This is a genomic window from Vibrio sp. B1FIG11 (assembly GCF_905175335.1).
GTDB classification, from domain to species: Bacteria; Pseudomonadota; Gammaproteobacteria; order Enterobacterales; family Vibrionaceae; genus Vibrio; species Vibrio campbellii.
The window spans coordinates 517,329-534,474 of record NZ_HG992751.1 but is presented as its reverse complement, the minus strand read 5'-3'; the positions used below and the strand labels follow the sequence as shown (position 1 = coordinate 534,474).

The following is a 17,146-nucleotide window of genomic DNA, read 5'->3' as shown; positions in this document are numbered from 1 at the left end:
ACTTAAAAGCAGTGAATATCACTACTCTAGGTTTTATGACCAGTTCTTTGTCTCGATCAATTGAGAATACAATTTAATAACCAACAAGATAACAATCTATACAATTAAGAAACAATAGAGCATTTCTCTCTATTATTGAGTAAATATAAAACAATCATGAAGAGCGAAAGAATTCAGACTAAAGGCTTCAAGTTCAAGCAATTTTCCATTCACGGTGGCGAAAGTGGCATGCCTGTCAGTACCGATGGTGTGATGCTTGGTGCTTGGGCAAATTGCACACCACAGAATAAAATTTTGGACGTCGGCACGGGCACAGGTTTGCTGGCCTTAATGTGCGCGCAGCGATTTCCTTCAGCGCAAATCACCGCCCTTGATATTGAAATCACAGCGATCGAAGCGGCAAAACAAAACTTCGCTCAATCACCATGGTCAGACAGACTCAGCCTTCACCACTGCGATGTATTGCAGTTTGAACCTGAGCATCGTTTTGAACGCATCATCTGTAACCCACCCTACTTCAACAGTGGTGAGCAATCGAAACAAAGCCAACGCGCAACCGCCAGACACACAGATACCTTGCAGCACAGCGCATTACTCAACCGATGTCATGAACTGCTGACTGAGGAAGGGACAGCCAATTTCGTCCTGCCGATTACCGAAGGCGAGCAATTTATTACTATGGCGCTGCAACAGGGGTGGCACTTGTCACGTCTGTGCCGCGTGCAACCATCACAGAAAAAGCCCGTGCATCGTTTACTGTTTGAATTAGCCAAACAAGCTTGTGATACTCAAGAAACGCATTTGATCATCCACTCGCACGAGGGCTACAGCGACGACTTTATCCAGCTAACTCGCGAGTTTTACCTTAAGATGTGAAATAACATGTGATCCTTGTCACCAATCACTTTATAATGTGCGACCTTTTTATATTCTATGCTGCTGTGGCGAACCATTAACCAAGCTTTGCTTGTGGAGAACTCATTGTGATCAGAACCTTTGCTGAACTTGATCTAGACCAAAACCTACTTGAAGCCATTGATGAGATGGGCTATGAACGCCCAACTAAAATTCAGGCCGAAGCGATTCCACAAGCGTTAGATGGTCGTGACATTCTAGCGTCAGCACCAACTGGTACTGGTAAAACGGCAGCGTTCGTCCTGCCAGCACTGCAATACCTGCAAGATTTCCCACGTCGTAAACCTGGGCCTGCACGTATTCTGATCCTAACGCCAACTCGTGAACTTGCGATGCAGGTAGCGGATCAAGCGCGTGCACTGGCGAAAAACACCAAGCTAAACATCTTCACCATCACAGGTGGCGTTCAATACCAAGAACACGCAGACATCCTAGCAACCACACAAGACATCGTAGTAGCAACACCAGGTCGTCTACGTGAATACATCGACGCAGAACGTTTTGACTGTCGTGCAATTGAATGGCTAATCCTTGATGAAGCAGACCGCATGCTAGACATGGGCTTTGCGCCAACGGTTGACCGTCTGTCTAACGAATGTCGCTGGCGTAAACAAACCCTTCTGTTCTCAGCAACACTAGAAGGCAAAGGCGTAGAGGGTTTCACAGCAGACCTACTGAACGAACCAGCAGAGATCGACGCGAAGTCCCCACTGCGTGAGCGTAAGAAGATTGCACAGTGGTACCACCGTGCTGATGACGCAGAGCATAAACTTGCCCTACTAAAACACATCATTACAGAGCAAGCAGAACGCACTATCGTGTTCTTGAAGACTCGTGAGCGTTTAGCAGAGCTCCGTGCACAACTAGAGAGCGCACAGATTCCATGTTCTTGGATTCAAGGTGAAATGCCTCAAGATCGTCGTAACAACGCAATCTCTCGCTTCCGTGAAGGCACAGTTAACGTGCTACTAGCGACAGACGTAGCGGCGCGTGGTATCGACCTTCCAGACGTATCACACGTAATCAACTACGATATGCCGCGCACGGCTGACGTATACCTTCACCGTATCGGCCGTACGGCTCGTGCAGGTAAGAAAGGTAACGCTATCTCAATCGTAGAAGCACACGACCAACCAATGATGGATCGCGTTGCTCGCTACGTAAAAGAAGACATCAAAGAGCGTTTCGTGAAAGAGATGCGCCCTAAACACAAAAAACCTGTGTTTAAGAAGAAAAAGAAAAAAGACGACAAGAAGAAAGTAGCTAAGAAGAAAACCGCTAAGAAAAAGTAATCACGTCTGATTAATTCCAAATCTAAAAGAGCCGCAATCGCGGCTCTTTTTGTTTTTCATGTTTACAGCTGATGGGCTGGAAGCGTTTTGTCTTCATAGGCATCCGCGAAGCCATGGTTACGGTCACGGTGCCCCGCTTCATCTTCTCGAATCCGCAAAATCACATCTCTTAGCATCGCATCAGCAGGCAGCTTATAGTAATCAACCGCCAGAGTCGGAGCTGGTACGTTCTCCACTTCCCCACTATCAATTTTCTCTAGGTACTCTGTGTAGCTATTACATGCTTCTTCTTCGAAGTAGCCCACAACACGGTGAGCGATTTTAGAAGACAGTAGATAGATGAAGCTATACACAAGAATAAACACGCCTTGCCCAAGCAGCACGAGCAAACGCTCAATCAAACTCGGCTTGGCAATATCGAGGAAAATCATCAGGTGCATGCGCTCGTTCTCGGCCTCGTCGAGGAGTTCTCGGATCCAGCCTTCATCATCTTTCATTCGACGTAGCGCTTTGAGGTGGTTGAACATGCCCGCAACCATACCGGGCACAGCTGCGATCGTTTCGAGAATCACCGCTCGCTTTGCGTATTTCTTGCCGTAGAAGATGTTCAGAGTGAATTTCAGCAACTTGGTAATACGCAGTGCAATGTACTCTGATAACTTAGAGGCTTTTTTGTGTGTGAGCTTGAAGTCTGACATAGGAGAACTCCTTTATTTTTAAAGTTGCATTTAAAATACAACTTTAATTCTTCTTACTCAACTATTTTTTAATAACTAAAATTTTTATGTAATAAATGAAATTAAGATCAGTGTTCGATGAAATAAAAAAAGCCGGATAACTATCCGGCTTTTCGTTTGAATTGTTTAGCAGAGCTGAAACTTAACTTCGCTCAATCAGTTTTGCTCTTCTCGTTTAAACACCAAGTCTGTTGGTGTCGACTCTTCTTCAACAAAGTAGTAACCCGCGACATCAAACTTAGTTAAGTCCGCAACGCTTTCAATGCGATTTTCAATAATGTAGCGAGCCATCATGCCGCGCGCTTTCTTCGCGTAGAAGCTGATCACCTTGTATTGACCATTCTTACAATCTTTGAAGATTGGTGTGATCACTTGTGCATCCAAGTTCTTTGGCTTCACCGCTTTGAAGTATTCGTTCGATGCTAGGTTGATCAGTACGTTGTCGCCCTGAGCTGCAATCGCTTCATTCAGCTTATCGGTAATGACATTCCCCCAGAACTGGTAAAGGTTAGTGCCCTTTTCGTTTGCTAGCTTAGTGCCCATCTCAAGACGGTATGGCTGCATCAAATCAAGCGGCTTAAGCAGACCGTAAAGGCCAGACAGCATTCGTAGATGATCTTGCGCGTAATCGAAATCGGCATCTGAAAGAGTTTCCGCTTCAAGACCAGTGTACACATCACCTTTAAACGCAAGAATCGCTTGGCGCGCGTTGTCGGTAGTAAAGGTTTCACTCCACTCTTGGAAACGGCCGACGTTTAAATCAGCGATCTTGTCGCTCACTTTCATCAGTGATGAAACATCGGCAGGTGTTAACTTACGGCATACCTCGATCAGCTCTTTTGAATAGCTAACCAAGTCTGGCTGAGTAAACTTCTCGGTCGCGAGTGGTGATTCGTAATCGAGCGTTTTAGCTGGAGAAACTACGATAAGCATGACTTTAACTTCCCTAATTTTGTTTTTCATTAGAGTACAAAAAAAGCCATGCATTGTCTGCATGGCTTTTTGAATCGTGTTGATAGCTTTCAACGATGATTGGACATCAATTAGCTATCTTTCTTGTTGTTGTCCCAAATACCTTCTTCTAACTGAGATTTCAGCTCAGGGAAGTCATTCGGATCAAACGTAGGCACTTTGCCTTCGCTTAGCTGACGGTTGTAGTCTTTCGCCAACTTAATCACGATGCCTGATAGCAAGATAATCGCCACCAAGTTCACAATCGCCATCAGACCCATAGAAACATCGGCCAATGACCAAACCACTGGTAGAGAAGCCAGCGCACCAAACATAACCATACCTAGTACAACGATACGGAAGATACCTAGACCCGCTTTGTGGTTGTGCTCTAGGAAGATTAAGTTCGTTTCTGCATACGAGTAGTTTGCAATGATAGAAGTAAACGCGAAGAAGAAGATTGCTACAGCAACAAAGATGCCGCCCCAATCGCCGACTTGCGAGCTCAATGCGCGCTGAGTTAGCTCGATACCTGTCACTTCCGTTGCTTGGCCTACATATTCACCTGACATCAGGATGATAGCCACAGTCGCCGAACAGATAACAATAGTATCCATGAACACGCCTAGCATCTGAACATAACCTTGAGATGCAGGGTGTGGTGGGTAAGGCGTTGCTGATGCTGCCGCGTTTGGCGCAGAACCCATACCAGCTTCGTTCGAGAATAGGCCGCGTTTGATACCGTTAATCATCGCCTGTGCGATTGCGTAACCAAGACCACCAGCCGCTGCTTCTTGCAGACCAAATGCGCTCTTGAAGATAAGCATCAGTACATCAGGAAGTTTGTCTAGGTTAGAGAACATAACGAACAGTGCTAGCACTAGGTAAGCAAGTGCCATCACAGGAACAATCAGCTCTGCTACTTTCGCAATACGCTTGATACCACCAAAGATAACCACTGCTGATAGCGCAACAACTGCGATACCAACGTAAAGATCATCCCAACCAAATGCAGTGCTCATTGCGTTTGCAATTGAGTTTGCTTGAACGGCGTTGAATACCAAACCAAAAGCGATGATTAGGAAAACTGAGAACAACACGCCCATCCAGCGCATGCCCAAACCTTTTTCCATGTAGTAAGCAGGACCACCACGGTAGTTGCCATCATCATCTTTGGTTTTGTATAGCTGCGCTAGCGTGCTTTCTGCAAACGACGTCGCCATACCAAGCATTGCAATCAACCACATCCAGAAGATTGCACCAGGACCACCCGCAGTCAATGCAACTGCAACACCCGCCATGTTACCGGTACCTACACGTGCAGCAAGACTAGTACAAAGCGCTTGGAAAGAAGAAATACCAGCTTTGTCTGCTTTACGGCTGTTCTTAAGAACAGAGAACATGTGACCGAAGTGACGGAATTGGATGAAACCCAATCGAACGGTGAAGTAGATTCCTACACCAACAAGAAGATAAACCAGAATCGAACCCCAAAGGAGATCGTTCATCAAATTGATTAAGTCTGTCATGTGTACCTCAAAGTGAGTTGCGCCGGTCTTTGCTTCCGAGCCATCCACCAGATTGCCTGCTAAGTGTCAAAGTGTGCTTAGCTTTTTGAGTAATGTTTATTGTGCAATCTAGAATCGTAAATGTCGCTTCATGCATCCATTTTACGTACCAGCGTATTTTTTGACGGGCGGATAATGCAGCCTCGAAAGGCAAAAATCAATATGCAACAAGTAAAATAAGCTTGTTATTTTTCACTATAAAGTCACCAAAAGTTAACATAAAAGGAAAACTTAACGCTCACAAACAGCAACATCTTGTTTATCAAAATTCAACATAACTAGCCCCCTCAAACTTAACAAAACGACGTATCGTTTATTTTTAATGAGGCTAGCAATCACAAGGTATCCGACAAATATTTCCTGTGTCGGTTTGTTACCTTTGGATACATTTTAATCAAAGCGATGCTATGCAACCTTAGTATTCAAAAATTGAGTGAAATCAGCCCTTCGAATTAACATACCAAATCTCTTCATTTAATCGTTTTCGTGAGATCGTTCGCTTATTTTTTGTTCATTTTAAATGCATGCAAAATGTGATTCTGTGAGTATTTTTGCACGAAAATGTCATGTTACCGACACAAATGCGAAATATATCATGGTTATCCTCACGGCTATTGTGGTACTAAAAAAACTCCACAAGGACTGGATATAACAGTTTAGATAGAAAAAGGTAAAGGTGGCTTATGGAAGGCTTTCAACTCGATGACCTATTTGGTCTGGATACTACCTCAACAACCAAATCTCGTTCGAAACCAGTGAAGCGTAAGTGGCGAGAAATTGAAGAAATGAACGACAGACGCACTTTACTCAAGGAACTGCGTGAACTCGATGTCTGCAACGACATCACTCTGGATGACATCAAACTATAATTTGTACAAAAGGCACCTCGATGGTGCCTTTTGTCTTTTATGGATAGCGAAAAAATGGGAGGATTTTGAGGCTGACTCTATTGGCATAACACCAATTCTTACCTGTTGAGAATTTCCCTCAGTTTTTACTCATAGCAATAGCCAAACAATTTCCTAGAGATTCCCACTGAATAAGAAAGTGACGAAACAAACCCTGCTTACGCAATCGTTTACTTCGCCATTTTTATGATTTAGACAAACTCAGCGTCACTCTGACGTACTCGATCGGCGAGCTGCTTGTAGCGATCGGCAATCGTATTACCAAACACTGGGTCGTCTTCATTCTCATGCCATAAACTTTCAACGTACTGCCAATCTTCAGAAGTAAAGAGCTCTTCAATTAGAGGTAAGATTTGGCGCTCTTCCAGCTCAAGGTGGCGTTTTTGGGTCACAATGAAATCTTCTAACTGTGCAATAAACATGTCTTGTGGGACAACTGCATCCTGAAGGATCATCTCTATTAACATCGAAAACGCTTTGGTTTTCTCCGCTAACTCTTGATGCTCAAGCTCTAAGTTTTCCATGGTCTTTTGCTGACCGTAATGTTCCAGAAAATAGTGGTAGAGAATGTCTTCTTTAGGGTGGTGAATCTTTTCCGAATGGTTAGAGAGGTAATCCACAATTTCACTCACCAACGCATAGTTGATAGCGTGCTCTTGTTTAATCTCATTCAATTTGTGGCGCAGTATCGCCAACAGACGGACCATATAGCCGTGTTCGCGTCGAATTCTTTCGATCATCATAGCGTCTCTCCTTAACACCTACTTTTAATAAGTGTATATGAGAAAGCCAATACCTGACTCGACGGTGTTCAAAAAAACAGCGATCGTAGTGTCACGATCGCTGTACTATTTTTTCTTTCTTTATATTAAGAGGAAAAGTGGGCTTTATACCGTCATTGGCAAATGCCAATTGATCACTTCTTTCCCTTGCTGAACAAGAATCTGGTTTGCTTGTGAGAATGGCTTACTGCCAAAGAATCCTCGGTGAGCAGATAATGGTGACGGGTGCGGAGCCGTTAACACGTGATGTTTATTACGGTCGATAAAACGCCCTTTTTTCTGCGCGTGTGACCCCCATAACAAGAACACCACACCTTCTTGATGCTGGTTAATTGCTTCAATAACGCGGTCAGTAAACGTTTCCCATCCAGTTTTCGAATGCGAGTGCGCTTTACCCTGCTCTACCGTCAATACAGTATTCAGTAGCAACACCCCTTGCTCTGCCCAACTTTGCAAAAAGCCATGCTGAGGAATTTGGAAACCTTCAATGTCCTGTGCCAGCTCTTTGTACATGTTCACCAAAGACGGCGGGGTTTTGACGCCTGGTAATACAGAGAAGCACAAACCATGTGCTTGGTTAGGGCCGTGGTAAGGGTCTTGTCCTAGAATCACAACCTTTACGTCATTGAACTCGGTAAAACGAAACGCGTTAAACACGTCTTTGGCTGGCGGATAGATAGCTTTGCCCGCCGCTCGCTCTGCTTCAACAAAATTCAAAGTGTCGACAAAGTAGCTCTGCTGTTTTTCTTCGCCGATTACATCGTGCCAAGTGGGTAACTGATTCATGGAAGGTTCCTATCCTAAAATTTCCCTCTATTCTAACGAGCGAAACCAAAACAAACAAAAACTTACCACCAGCTTGAGACGGCTTCTCAAAAACGGATACGCGAACTGTCTGCGTTGATCGGTGCGACACCTAATACAGCCTGAGATAACTAGAACTAGTACCGCTAATTGCGCTGCGGCGTTCGATAGTGCCCCTGCCCTGATATATGGCGATTTGGGGTTGGTAAACGTAATACTCGTCGAGTGTGTGTCACTGGGCTCAAAGAAACTGGTCGAGACATGCTGTCATCCTCCTAACTAGCTTCGCCTAAATACCACTCTGGATTCAGGCAGTTAAAACAAGCGCGAATGGCTCATGTATCTAGCTAAGAAAGAAGGATGCCAACTTCGCTGTTTCGTTACGAATTAGCGATCTCTTCGATATGGAATTTGCGCAAAGTATTGATTTCTTGCTGCCAAATATCGGGATCAATTGTCTCTAAAATCAGAGGTATACCATCAAAGCGCGGATCTTTAGCGATGTACTCAAAACAACTCCAACCGATCTCGCCTTTGCCTAATGAATGATGGCGGTCAACCTTGCTAGCGAATTCAACTTTTGAATCATTTAGATGCATTGCTCTTAAATAGTGCATCCCAACAATGCGGTCGAATTCAGCAAAGGTATGCTCACAATCCTCTTTAGTGCGCAGATCGTAGCCGGCGGTAAACGTGTGGCAAGTATCGAGACATACGCCAACACGCTCTTTGTCTTCCACTTGATCAATGATTTCAGCAAGGTGCTCAAACTTCCAACCTAGATTTGTCCCCTGACCAGCGGTGTTCTCAATCACAGCGATCACATTGGGCACCGCTTTGTGCGCAAGATTGATCGACTCGGCGATCGTCGCTAAGCACTCTTGTTCCGACACTTTCTTTAGATGACTGCCAGGGTGGAAATTCAGCAGCGTTAACCCAAGTTGATTACAACGCTCCATCTCATCAATAAACGCCGCGCGGGATTTATTCAGCTTTTCTTCTTCCGGCGCACCTAAGTTAATCAGATAAGAATCATGGGGAAGAATATGCTCTGCGCCAAAGCCAAGCATTTTGCAGTTCGCTTTGAATGCGCTAATGGTTTTCTCTTCAAGCGGCTTCGCAACCCACTGACGTTGGTTCTTGGTAAACAAAGCAAATGCATTCGCACCAATTTCGCGAGCGCGAAGAGGCGCTTGGTCAACACCGCCCGCCGCCGAGACATGAGCACCAATAAATTTGTTTCCAAACGTGTTTTTTATGTTTGTCATTTAATCACTTTAGACTTTCAGTATGGCTACCTAAATACAGGCAGTTGCGTTAGCAAGGTTAAGTTTTGAACTCATTTTGTAGTAAATTTACAACAAAAATAACTATTAAATATTTTTTATATTATCAAATAAATTGTAAATAGTATGTTTTCAAACGTTTTATTGATTTAGCGCAAGAAAATTACCTTCAAAAAATTAAGGTTTTTGGTTGTTTTTTGACTTAAATCAATATTAAAATAATGGATATTCGCTATATAATACTTAGCTCGACAAAAATTCGAAAATTAACACCAATAATCACCACGTAAGTGGTCTAGGAGATAGTGATGATCCAAGGTATCCAAATTACTAAAGCAGCTAACGACGAACTACTAAACTCAATCTGGCTACTAGATAGCGAGAAGAACGAAGCGCGTTGTGTTGCTGCAGCATCAACTTACGAAGCAGACCAAGTTATCGCAATCAGCGACCTAGGTGACTACGAAAGCCGCGAAGTAGCAATCGAAACAGCTCCTCGCATTGAAGGCGGTCAACACCTAAACGTGAACGTTCTTAAGCGTGAAACTCTAGAAGATGCAGTTGCACACCCAGAGAACTACCCACAGCTAACTATCCGTGTTTCTGGTTACGCAGTACGTTTCAACTCGCTAACTCCAGAACAACAACGTGACGTAATCGCTCGTACTTTTACTGAGTCTCTATAATCTCTCAGTAGACTAGCTTGCTAGAATTTAAAAAGCTTGGTCAGCAATGACCAAGCTTTTTTTGTTTCTGGATCCTTCGAGTCCCCTCCGATAGTGGCGAACGCATCTTTCTAAGGTGCGTTTCTTTGCGAAGGATCTTTCTTGAACACTTGTGCCAACGAGGTTGGATCAAGCCTCTCTCTTTGCAATGACGCCCCTTCTGCCCACCAAATCAGTTGATGCAAAGTGCGATTCATATAGCTATCCCACTGCGCCTGCTCCAACTCATCCGCAACAACACCGTGCTCATCAAACACCTCTTGTGCTTTCGGAATATGGATCATTGCCGACACGGGTAAGCATCCCAACTCGGATAAGAAAGTGCGCATCGACACTGCAGCACGAGCGCCGCCCCATTGCCCTGCAGAATAGGTCACGATAGCACTTGGCTTATAGGAAAACAGCGAGCTGCCAAAGTGATTAAGCATGTTTGCCAAAGCAGGACTCATCGAATGATTGTACTCCGGGCTAACCATCACATACCCATCCGCATGTTTGATTTTATCTGCCAACTCGCTGAGGTGCTCCGGCACTTTTGAGCGGTGATAAGCAAACTCGGGCTTAAACACATCACCAAAGTCGTAGTTCAATGGGTCAATGATTTCGACCGTATGTTGTGAGTGCTGACTCGCGATAAGTTTTTCACACGCTCTACTGACTCGCATTCCTAAGCGCGCTGGTCGTGGTGGCGTGCTGTCTCTCACTGAGCCAAGAAAAATCAAAAAATGCATGCTGCTCTTTCCATCTCATGTAGTTAAGTTCGTTTTTCAATCTTAAAGAGAGTTAAAACTTACTAGCAATAAAAAAGGTGAATGATTGCTCATTCACCTCTCGTTATTTCTGTTTTTGCTACTGACTGTACTTTTGAAGCTTACTGCACGCGGCGCAGTACTTGTTTCAATGCGTCAAAGTCAGCGTCGAGATCTTCCGATAGGAGCTCCATCGCAGCGTGCTTCGCTAGTGGTGCAGGAAGGTCGATGTCGGATTCTAGAATATCATCCACCACTTCTTTGAACTTCGCTGGGTGAGCAGTACATAGGAACAGACCGGTTTCCCCCTCTTGCAGCTGCTCTTCAAGAACGCGGTAAGCAATCGCACCGTGTGGCTCACATAGGTAGCCAAGTGCGTATAGGTCTTTCACCGACTGAGCGCTTTGCTCATCAGACACTGCACCTTTACCTAGCGTCTCCAAGCCCCACTCTTTCACGCGGCACAGCTCTTCAATACGAGGCCAGTTGTTTGGTTGGCTCACGTCCATTGCGTTCGATGTTGTTGCAACTGTTGGTTTTGGCTCCCACTTACCTGTTTGCAGGTAGCGCGGTACAGTGTCATTGGCATTCGTTGCAGCGATGAAGCGCTTAATAGGCAGACCCAGTGCTTTTGCCAGTAGGCCAGCAGTTAGGTTACCGAAGTTACCGCTTGGTACTGATACCACTAGGTTTTCACGCTCTTGTTTGCTCATTTGCGCAGCTGCTTCAAGTAGTAACAGATTTGCGCCATCAAACGGCTGATATTGATTGAGTTTGCTGAGTTCAGGCCGATCTCTTCACGCAGTGCAGAATCATCAAAAGCTTGTTTAACTAGAGCCTGACAGGCATCGAAGTCGCCATCGATCGCAACAGTGTGAATGTTTTTACCAAGCGTACAGAATAGCTTCTCTTGCAGTGGACTTATCTTGCCTTTCGGGTAAAGAATCACAACGTTGATGTCTTCCATACCGTAGAAAGCGTGCGCAACGGCTGCGCCAGTATCGCCAGAAGTTGCCGTTAGGATAGTGATCTTACCACCGTCCGAAACGGCAGCAAGAGATTGCGCCATAAAGCGACCACCAAAGTCTTTAAACGCAAGCGTTGGACCATGGAAAAGCTCCAGAGCGTAAACACCGTCTTTTACTTGGTTGATTGGTGCTGGGAATTGGAATGCAGCGTCAACCAATGCGTTAACTTGCTCTTCCGCCAACTCATCGCCAATCAGTGCTGATAGGATTTTCGTGCTACGAGAGACAAAGTCTTCTGCCAGCAGAGCATCAACATCTTCAAATTTTGGTAATTCCGATGGGAAAAATAGACCTTGGTTACGGCCTAGCCCTTGGCGAACGGCTTGGCCAAAGGAAACTTGTTCATCATTTTCTTTTATATTGTAAAGCTTCATAGCTCACTTCCTGTTACTTTCGAACCCTGTTTATCTAGGCGACAAACGTGGACGAATCCTTCTTCGTTTTGTACGTAGTTCTGTTCTAACCAGCGAGCAACTCGCTCAGCGACATCTTTCTCTTTGCAAATACTGAACAGTGTCGGACCACTGCCAGAAATACCGGTTGCCAATGCCCCCGCAGACGCTGCGTATTGACGTGCATTCGCAAAGCCTGGAAGCAGTTTCTCACGATACGGTTCTGCGATCACGTCTTTGATCATTTTTGCAGCAAGTTCTGGCTGACCAGAATGACACGCATGAATAAAGCCCGCAAGGTGACGACCATGAGCAATGATATCTTGTCGGCGGTATTGAGATGGTAGGATCTCACGCGCTTCTGCAGTTGATACTTTGATACCCGGATACGCCATCACCCAGAACCAATCGTCAAAGCAAGGCACTTCTTGGCTAATGATACCTAGCTCTTCAAGCATCAATTGCACACCGCCAAGGTAACACGGCGCGACGTTATCGTAGTGAATACCACCAGAGATCTTGCCTTCCATTTCTCCCATCAGCGCCAGTAACTCTGTCTCGTTAAGCGGCTGACCATGGAATCGGTTCAATGCATCTAATGCAGCAACAATAGAACATGCACTTGAGCCTAATCCAGAGCCGATTGGCATGTTCTTTTCTAGTGTCATTTCAAGTGGCTTTAGCTCAACACCTTTTTTGTCTAGCTCACGAGCAAACACCCCCCAACAGTCGTAAACGATGTTCTCTTTCGGCTCGGTTGGCAGCTTCTCAACAAAATCACCCGCCGTCTTTAGGCTGAACGGCTCAGCCCCAGACTTAACCAATACTCGGTCGCCCAATAGTGTGCCATCGACTGGAGACACCGCCGCCCCCAGAACGTCGAAACCTACGCTTACATTACCAATTGATGCTGGGGCATAAACCACTACATCCATATCACTTGAACTCATTGTCGTTATACCCCTAGCTTCCAACCTAAAGTACGCATCACATCCGAGAATACGCCCGCAGCCGTAACCTCAGTACCCGCACCGTAACCGCGCAATACCAGTGGAATTGGTTGGTAGTAGCGGCTGTAGAATGCCAGTGCGTTTTCACCATCTTTGATCTTAAACATCGGGTCGTTTTCATCGACTGCTGCAATGCTTACTGTACATTTACCATCAACAATTTCACCCACGTAGCGCAGTACTTTGCCTTCTTCTGCCGCTTTAGCTGATAGCTCTTTAAAGTAGGCGTCCGCTTCTGGTAAGCGCTCCATAAACTCTTCAACACTGCCTGAGTCGTCAAAACCTGGTGGCAGAGCTTGATCAACCACAACGTCTTCTAGTTCTAGAGACATGCCAGCTTCACGAGCAAGGATAAGTAGCTTACGCGCCACATCCATACCCGATAGATCGTCACGCGGATCCGGTTCAGTAAAGCCATTTTGCTTGGCGATGTTGGTTGCTTCACTTAGGCTCATACCTTCATCCAACTTACCGAAGATGTATGACAGAGAGCCAGAAAGGATACCGCTGAAGCGCTCTAGTTCATCACCCGCTGAGATTAGGTTTTGTAGGTTTTCGATCACCGGTAGACCTGCGCCTACGGTTGTTTCGTACATCAGCTTACGGCGAGAGCTGCGCGCAACATCGCGAAGCTGATGGTAGTAAGACATGCTGGCTGTGTTTGCTTTCTTGTTTGGTGTAACTACGTGGAAACCAGCCGCTAAGAAGTCAGCGTATTGGTTCGCGATATCTTCACTTGAAGTACAGTCCACCAATACTGGGTTGATGATGTGGTTACGTTGAACCAAAGAAATCAAACGCGCTAGGCTGAACTCTTCTGTCGCTGCCGACATACGGTCACGCCAATGCTCTAGTGGCAGACCTTCGCTATCAAGTAGAAGACCTTTGCTGTTTGCCAAGCCACATACGCGAATCACAATACCTTTTTCCGCAAGCTTCGCTTGTTGACGCTCGATTTGGTCCACCAGCTCACCACCAACGCCGCCAATACCAACCACGAAGACGTCTAGGAAGTGCTTAGAGTTGAATAGGTTCTCGTGACATGCTTTGATCGCTTCAGAGATTTTGTCTTCAGGAATCACGGCAGAGATAGCACGCTCAGATGAGCCCTGTGCGATGGCTACAATGTTTACGTTCACTTCAGCAAGAGATGAGAAGAAGCGAGATGCAACACCGCGTGAAGTACGCATACCATCACCAACCAAAGTGACGATAGACACATCATCAATAAACTCAACGGGTTCAAGTAGGCCGTCTTTTAGTTCAAGTTCAAACGCATCTGCCAATACTTGCTGTGCTTTTGCTTTGTCTTGCGCTTCGATACAGAAGCTGATGCTGTACTCAGAAGAAGATTGAGTGATCAGAACGATAGACACACCTGCTGATGACATTGCGCCAAATACTCGGCTTGCCATGCCAACCATACCCTTCATGCCAGGGCCAGACACGTTAACCATCGTTAGGTCGTTCAGCGTCGTGATGCCTTTGATAGCGAGGTTATCTTCGCCAGTGTCTTGACCAATCAGCGTACCCGCACCTTGTGGGTTAAAGCTGTTTTTGATCAGACAAGGAATATGGAATTGTGCGATTGGTGCGATGGTTTTCGGGTGCAGAACAGAAGCACCGAAGTAAGAAAGCTCCATCGCTTCTTGGTAGCTAAGCGATTTAAGCAGACGAGCATCTTCTACTAAGCGAGGGTCACAGTTGTACACGCCATCAACGTCTGTCCAGATTTCACAGCAATCTGCGCGCAGACACGCCGCAAGAACCGCTGCTGAGTAGTCTGAACCATTACGACCTAGTGTAACTAGTTCACCTTTCTCGTTACCGGCGGTAAAGCCCGGCATAATATTCACATGGCCCTGAGGAAGAGGGTTCTGACGGAAGTTCTGAGTTGAAACTTCAACATCGACCATGGCTTCTAGGTGATCGCCTTTTGCGTAGAGGTATTCAACTGGGTCGATAAGATGCGCTGGTTGCCCTTTCGCTTCCAATACCGCTTTCATCAGCTGAATCGAAACGCGTTCACCTTTACTAATGATGCGTGCATTGACGTTGTTTGGGCACATGCCAAGAAGATTGATGCCATGAACGAACTGGCGAAGTTGAGAAAGTGAGGTTTTAACTTGGTTATCGAAAGCTGCACCATCGATGTTTGGTAATACAACTTGGATATCTGCAAACAGAGCTTTGAAAGAAGCTTCCAGCTCATTGATTTGCAGTTCAGCTTCACCATTGCGAAGCGCACCTTCAATCACCGCTACCAGCTTGTTGGTTGTTTTGCCAGGTGCAGAAAGTACCACTGCGACTTCTTCTTGTTGTGCGTTGTTGGCGATGATATCCGCCGCTCTCAAAAAGCGATCTGCATCTGCTAATGATGAGCCGCCAAACTTTAATACTCGCATCCCTTCCTCCGATGTATCTTCTTAAATCTGTCTAAATTCTGTATAAAAAAGCATAAAAAAAGGCCTGTATCTTGTTGGATACAGGCCTTCTTTGTGAATTTCTTTCGCTCAGCAGCCTGCCCCAACATTGGTCGTGTTGGTAATAATAATGGTTGTGGTCATTACTACTTGGCTGTGAGATGTCATAAATAAATATTCAACGATAATTATGTGTTTGCTTAACTCTACGTTTACCGAGTTTCGTAAACAGAGTCAACAAAAAATTGTTTATTTTCCGGCCTTGCAGAGATTTCTGCTACGCAATGTCATTGATATTTCAAAGTAATTACAAGGATTTACCGTTACAGCGGTTTGGGTTACTTTTTTGTGCACAGTTCGAGCCTCACTAAAAACCAAATCATCGAATGATCCTTGAGCCGATCTTAAACGCTGAGCACAAGATCAAAATGCCATCCTTTAGTGACATTACTTAACAAACACTTAACCGTGATCAATGTTCATAGGATCGAATTAAACAGAAAATAAATGAGCTGGATTTCATATTCTATGCTTTAATAGTGAGAAGCTTTTAGCACATACTAATAACAAAGTTAGACACAAGGAGTGGTCAACATGAAAAAATGGATTTTTCTGTTACTGTTCGTTGTGCCTGGCATTTCTGTCGCCAGTGATCTTCCGCCTTTACCGGGCAAAACTTCCTCGTCTCCACACAAACTTTTCATTTCTAGTGAAAACTACCAAACCGACAGCTTTGACGTCTGGAATATCGATGGTGGGTACGCGTATGAGCTGTTTGACTCTGTCGATCTTTACGTGGGTGCTCGCGTCAATAACTCTCCAACTCAGAATCAGAGCGGCTTTTTAAGTGGTATCAGCTATCACTTGAACGATCGCGTGACGGTGAAAAGTACGGTGCGTTCTTACAAAGGCGAAACGACAGAAGGCATACGTGAAGAAGACAGTAGCCTTGCCGCAGAAGTATCGAGCCGCGTGAAAATCACCGAGAACTTGGATCTTCACGCCACTCTGGATTATCAAGACTGGCAACAAGGCTTTGAAGTAGGCCTAGGCTTCCGCTTCTAAAAATCCAACGCCTCTTTCGAAGTTAATACCCCATTCCAATCCGCATAAACATAGTGCTTAGGTTGTACGATCTGGTTTTGCATGGTCAGTGTCACGTTGACTTCTCCCATGCCACGCTTCTCAGTTTTAAACGGGCATGTACCCAATGCTTGAATACCGATGTCCATCTGTGACATCTGCGCCACATCACGAACCGCACCGTAAACGATGATCCCTTCCCATCCATTTTCGATACCAAGAATCGCCAATTGATCGCCAAGTAAAGCTTTTTGACAAGAGCCGTGTCCATCCACGATCAGCACTTTTCCTGTGCCGTCTTCACTCAGTACTTCACGTACTTTGGAATTATCGTGGTAGCAGCGCACAGTGACAATTTCGCCGTGAAAGGCACTGCGTTGACCAAAGTTCTGCAATGGTAAGCTCAGCAGGGTAACTTGGTCCTCAAATTGGTCACAAATGTCTGGTGTTATGTCTCTCATAGTTCCTCCGTGAATTGTCTCATCCGAACCAA

Annotated in this window: 15 protein-coding genes, 1 pseudogene and 1 other annotated feature; of the genes and pseudogenes, 5 read left to right on the top strand and 11 right to left on the bottom strand. The window is 45.4% G+C overall.

The genetic code is table 11. The features are described 5' to 3' along the window. The first annotated feature begins 156 nt into the window (after positions 1-156). Both KHO06_RS02465 and srmB read left to right on the top strand, forming a co-directional pair. Positions 157-876 (top strand): tRNA1(Val) (adenine(37)-N6)-methyltransferase, encoded by a 720-nt coding sequence (locus KHO06_RS02465; protein WP_212582051.1) that lies wholly within the window; start codon positions 157-159, stop codon positions 874-876. 107 nt (positions 877-983) lie between these two features. Beyond that, a complete protein-coding gene (gene srmB / locus KHO06_RS02460; protein WP_005447883.1) occupies positions 984-2,207 on the top strand; it encodes an ATP-dependent RNA helicase SrmB in 1,224 nt (407 codons plus the stop codon). 62 nt (positions 2,208-2,269) lie between these two features. Here srmB and KHO06_RS02455 read toward each other — a convergent pair whose 3' ends face one another. From KHO06_RS02455 to KHO06_RS02445, 3 genes are all read right to left on the bottom strand, one after another. After that, positions 2,270-2,905 (bottom strand): alternative oxidase, encoded by a 636-nt coding sequence (locus KHO06_RS02455; RefSeq protein WP_212582050.1) that lies wholly within the window; start codon positions 2,903-2,905, stop codon positions 2,270-2,272. Positions 2,906-3,100: 195 nt separating this feature from the next. After that, positions 3,101-3,877, bottom strand: a complete 777-nt coding sequence (yaaA, locus tag KHO06_RS02450; RefSeq protein WP_010646571.1) for a peroxide stress protein YaaA — start codon at positions 3,875-3,877, stop codon at positions 3,101-3,103. Positions 3,878-3,987: 110 nt separating this feature from the next. Further along, positions 3,988-5,424, bottom strand: coding sequence for a sodium:alanine symporter family protein (locus KHO06_RS02445; RefSeq protein WP_038889001.1), 1,437 nt, complete (start codon positions 5,422-5,424; stop codon positions 3,988-3,990). Positions 5,425-6,146: 722 nt separating this feature from the next. On the opposite strand from KHO06_RS02445, the gene KHO06_RS02440 reads away from it, so the two are divergent. Next, positions 6,147-6,332 carry a DUF3545 family protein gene (locus tag KHO06_RS02440; RefSeq protein ID WP_005426455.1) on the top strand — a complete coding sequence of 62 codons (186 nt, stop codon included), beginning with the start codon at positions 6,147-6,149 and terminating at the stop codon, positions 6,330-6,332. Between the two features lie 230 nt (positions 6,333-6,562). On the opposite strand, the gene KHO06_RS02435 is transcribed toward KHO06_RS02440, so the two are convergent. The 3 genes from KHO06_RS02435 to nfo form a co-directional block, all read right to left on the bottom strand. Further along, on the bottom strand, positions 6,563-7,114 hold the full coding sequence (locus tag KHO06_RS02435; protein WP_043882983.1) for a hemerythrin domain-containing protein: 552 nt from the start codon (positions 7,112-7,114) through the stop codon (positions 6,563-6,565). A gap of 144 nt (positions 7,115-7,258) precedes the next feature. Continuing rightward, on the bottom strand, positions 7,259-7,939 hold the full coding sequence (gene ung / locus KHO06_RS02430) for a uracil-DNA glycosylase (RefSeq protein WP_050910140.1): 681 nt from the start codon (positions 7,937-7,939) through the stop codon (positions 7,259-7,261). Between the two features lie 398 nt (positions 7,940-8,337). Then, a complete protein-coding gene (nfo, locus tag KHO06_RS02425; protein ID WP_005426457.1) occupies positions 8,338-9,225 on the bottom strand; it encodes a deoxyribonuclease IV in 888 nt (295 codons plus the stop codon). A 326-nt stretch (positions 9,226-9,551) separates the two neighbouring features. Between nfo and grcA the strand changes: the two genes are divergently transcribed. Then, entirely contained in the window at positions 9,552-9,929 is a 378-nt protein-coding gene (gene grcA / locus KHO06_RS02420; protein ID WP_005426458.1) for an autonomous glycyl radical cofactor GrcA, read from the top strand. Between the two features lie 110 nt (positions 9,930-10,039). Here the strand turns inward: grcA and KHO06_RS02415 are convergent, their stop codons facing one another. From KHO06_RS02415 to thrA, 4 genes and pseudogenes are all read right to left on the bottom strand, one after another. Next, entirely contained in the window at positions 10,040-10,699 is a 660-nt protein-coding gene (locus KHO06_RS02415) for an NAD(P)H-dependent oxidoreductase (protein WP_212582049.1), read from the bottom strand. 140 nt (positions 10,700-10,839) lie between these two features. Continuing rightward, positions 10,840-12,119, bottom strand: a pseudogene (gene thrC / locus KHO06_RS02410) (threonine synthase). After that, entirely contained in the window at positions 12,116-13,072 is a 957-nt protein-coding gene (gene thrB / locus KHO06_RS02405; protein WP_212582439.1) for a homoserine kinase, read from the bottom strand. Before thrB ends, thrC begins: the two are co-directional and overlap by 4 nt. A 20-nt stretch (positions 13,073-13,092) precedes the next feature. Then, on the bottom strand, positions 13,093-15,552 hold the full coding sequence (thrA, locus tag KHO06_RS02400) for a bifunctional aspartate kinase/homoserine dehydrogenase I (RefSeq protein ID WP_038888975.1): 2,460 nt from the start codon (positions 15,550-15,552) through the stop codon (positions 13,093-13,095). A gap of 53 nt (positions 15,553-15,605) precedes the next feature. Further along, positions 15,606-15,722, bottom strand: a sequence feature (Thr leader region). Between the two features lie 442 nt (positions 15,723-16,164). Between thrA and KHO06_RS02395 the strand changes: the two genes are divergently transcribed. Further along, positions 16,165-16,635, top strand: coding sequence for a hypothetical protein (locus tag KHO06_RS02395; protein ID WP_005426464.1), 471 nt, complete (start codon positions 16,165-16,167; stop codon positions 16,633-16,635). On the opposite strand, the gene KHO06_RS02390 is transcribed toward KHO06_RS02395, so the two are convergent. Beyond that, a complete protein-coding gene (locus KHO06_RS02390) occupies positions 16,632-17,114 on the bottom strand; it encodes a putative 4-hydroxy-4-methyl-2-oxoglutarate aldolase (protein ID WP_005426466.1) in 483 nt (160 codons plus the stop codon). The genes KHO06_RS02395 and KHO06_RS02390 overlap by 4 nt on opposite strands. Between the last annotated feature and the right edge of the window lie 32 nt (positions 17,115-17,146).

Bases quoted from the DNA above. Each gene is read 5' to 3' on its own strand.
- KHO06_RS02465 (WP_212582051.1), top strand. From the start codon at position 157: ATGAAGAGCGAAAGAATTCAGACTAAAGGCTTCAAGTTCAAGCAATTT.
- KHO06_RS02455 (WP_212582050.1), bottom strand. From the start codon at position 2,905: ATGTCAGACTTCAAGCTCACACACAAAAAAGCCTCTAAGTTATCAGAG.
- yaaA (WP_010646571.1), bottom strand. From the start codon at position 3,877: ATGCTTATCGTAGTTTCTCCAGCTAAAACGCTCGATTACGAATCACCA.
- KHO06_RS02445 (WP_038889001.1), bottom strand. From the start codon at position 5,424: ATGACAGACTTAATCAATTTGATGAACGATCTCCTTTGGGGTTCGATT.
- KHO06_RS02440 (WP_005426455.1), top strand. From the start codon at position 6,147: ATGGAAGGCTTTCAACTCGATGACCTATTTGGTCTGGATACTACCTCA.
- KHO06_RS02435 (WP_043882983.1), bottom strand. From the start codon at position 7,114: ATGATGATCGAAAGAATTCGACGCGAACACGGCTATATGGTCCGTCTG.
- ung (WP_050910140.1), bottom strand. From the start codon at position 7,939: ATGAATCAGTTACCCACTTGGCACGATGTAATCGGCGAAGAAAAACAG.
- nfo (WP_005426457.1), bottom strand. From the start codon at position 9,225: ATGACAAACATAAAAAACACGTTTGGAAACAAATTTATTGGTGCTCAT.
- grcA (WP_005426458.1), top strand. From the start codon at position 9,552: ATGATCCAAGGTATCCAAATTACTAAAGCAGCTAACGACGAACTACTA.
- KHO06_RS02415 (WP_212582049.1), bottom strand. From the start codon at position 10,699: ATGCATTTTTTGATTTTTCTTGGCTCAGTGAGAGACAGCACGCCACCA.
- thrB (WP_212582439.1), bottom strand. From the start codon at position 13,072: ATGGATGTAGTGGTTTATGCCCCAGCATCAATTGGTAATGTAAGCGTA.
- thrA (WP_038888975.1), bottom strand. From the start codon at position 15,552: ATGCGAGTATTAAAGTTTGGCGGCTCATCATTAGCAGATGCAGATCGC.
- KHO06_RS02395 (WP_005426464.1), top strand. From the start codon at position 16,165: ATGAAAAAATGGATTTTTCTGTTACTGTTCGTTGTGCCTGGCATTTCT.
- KHO06_RS02390 (WP_005426466.1), bottom strand. From the start codon at position 17,114: ATGAGAGACATAACACCAGACATTTGTGACCAATTTGAGGACCAAGTT.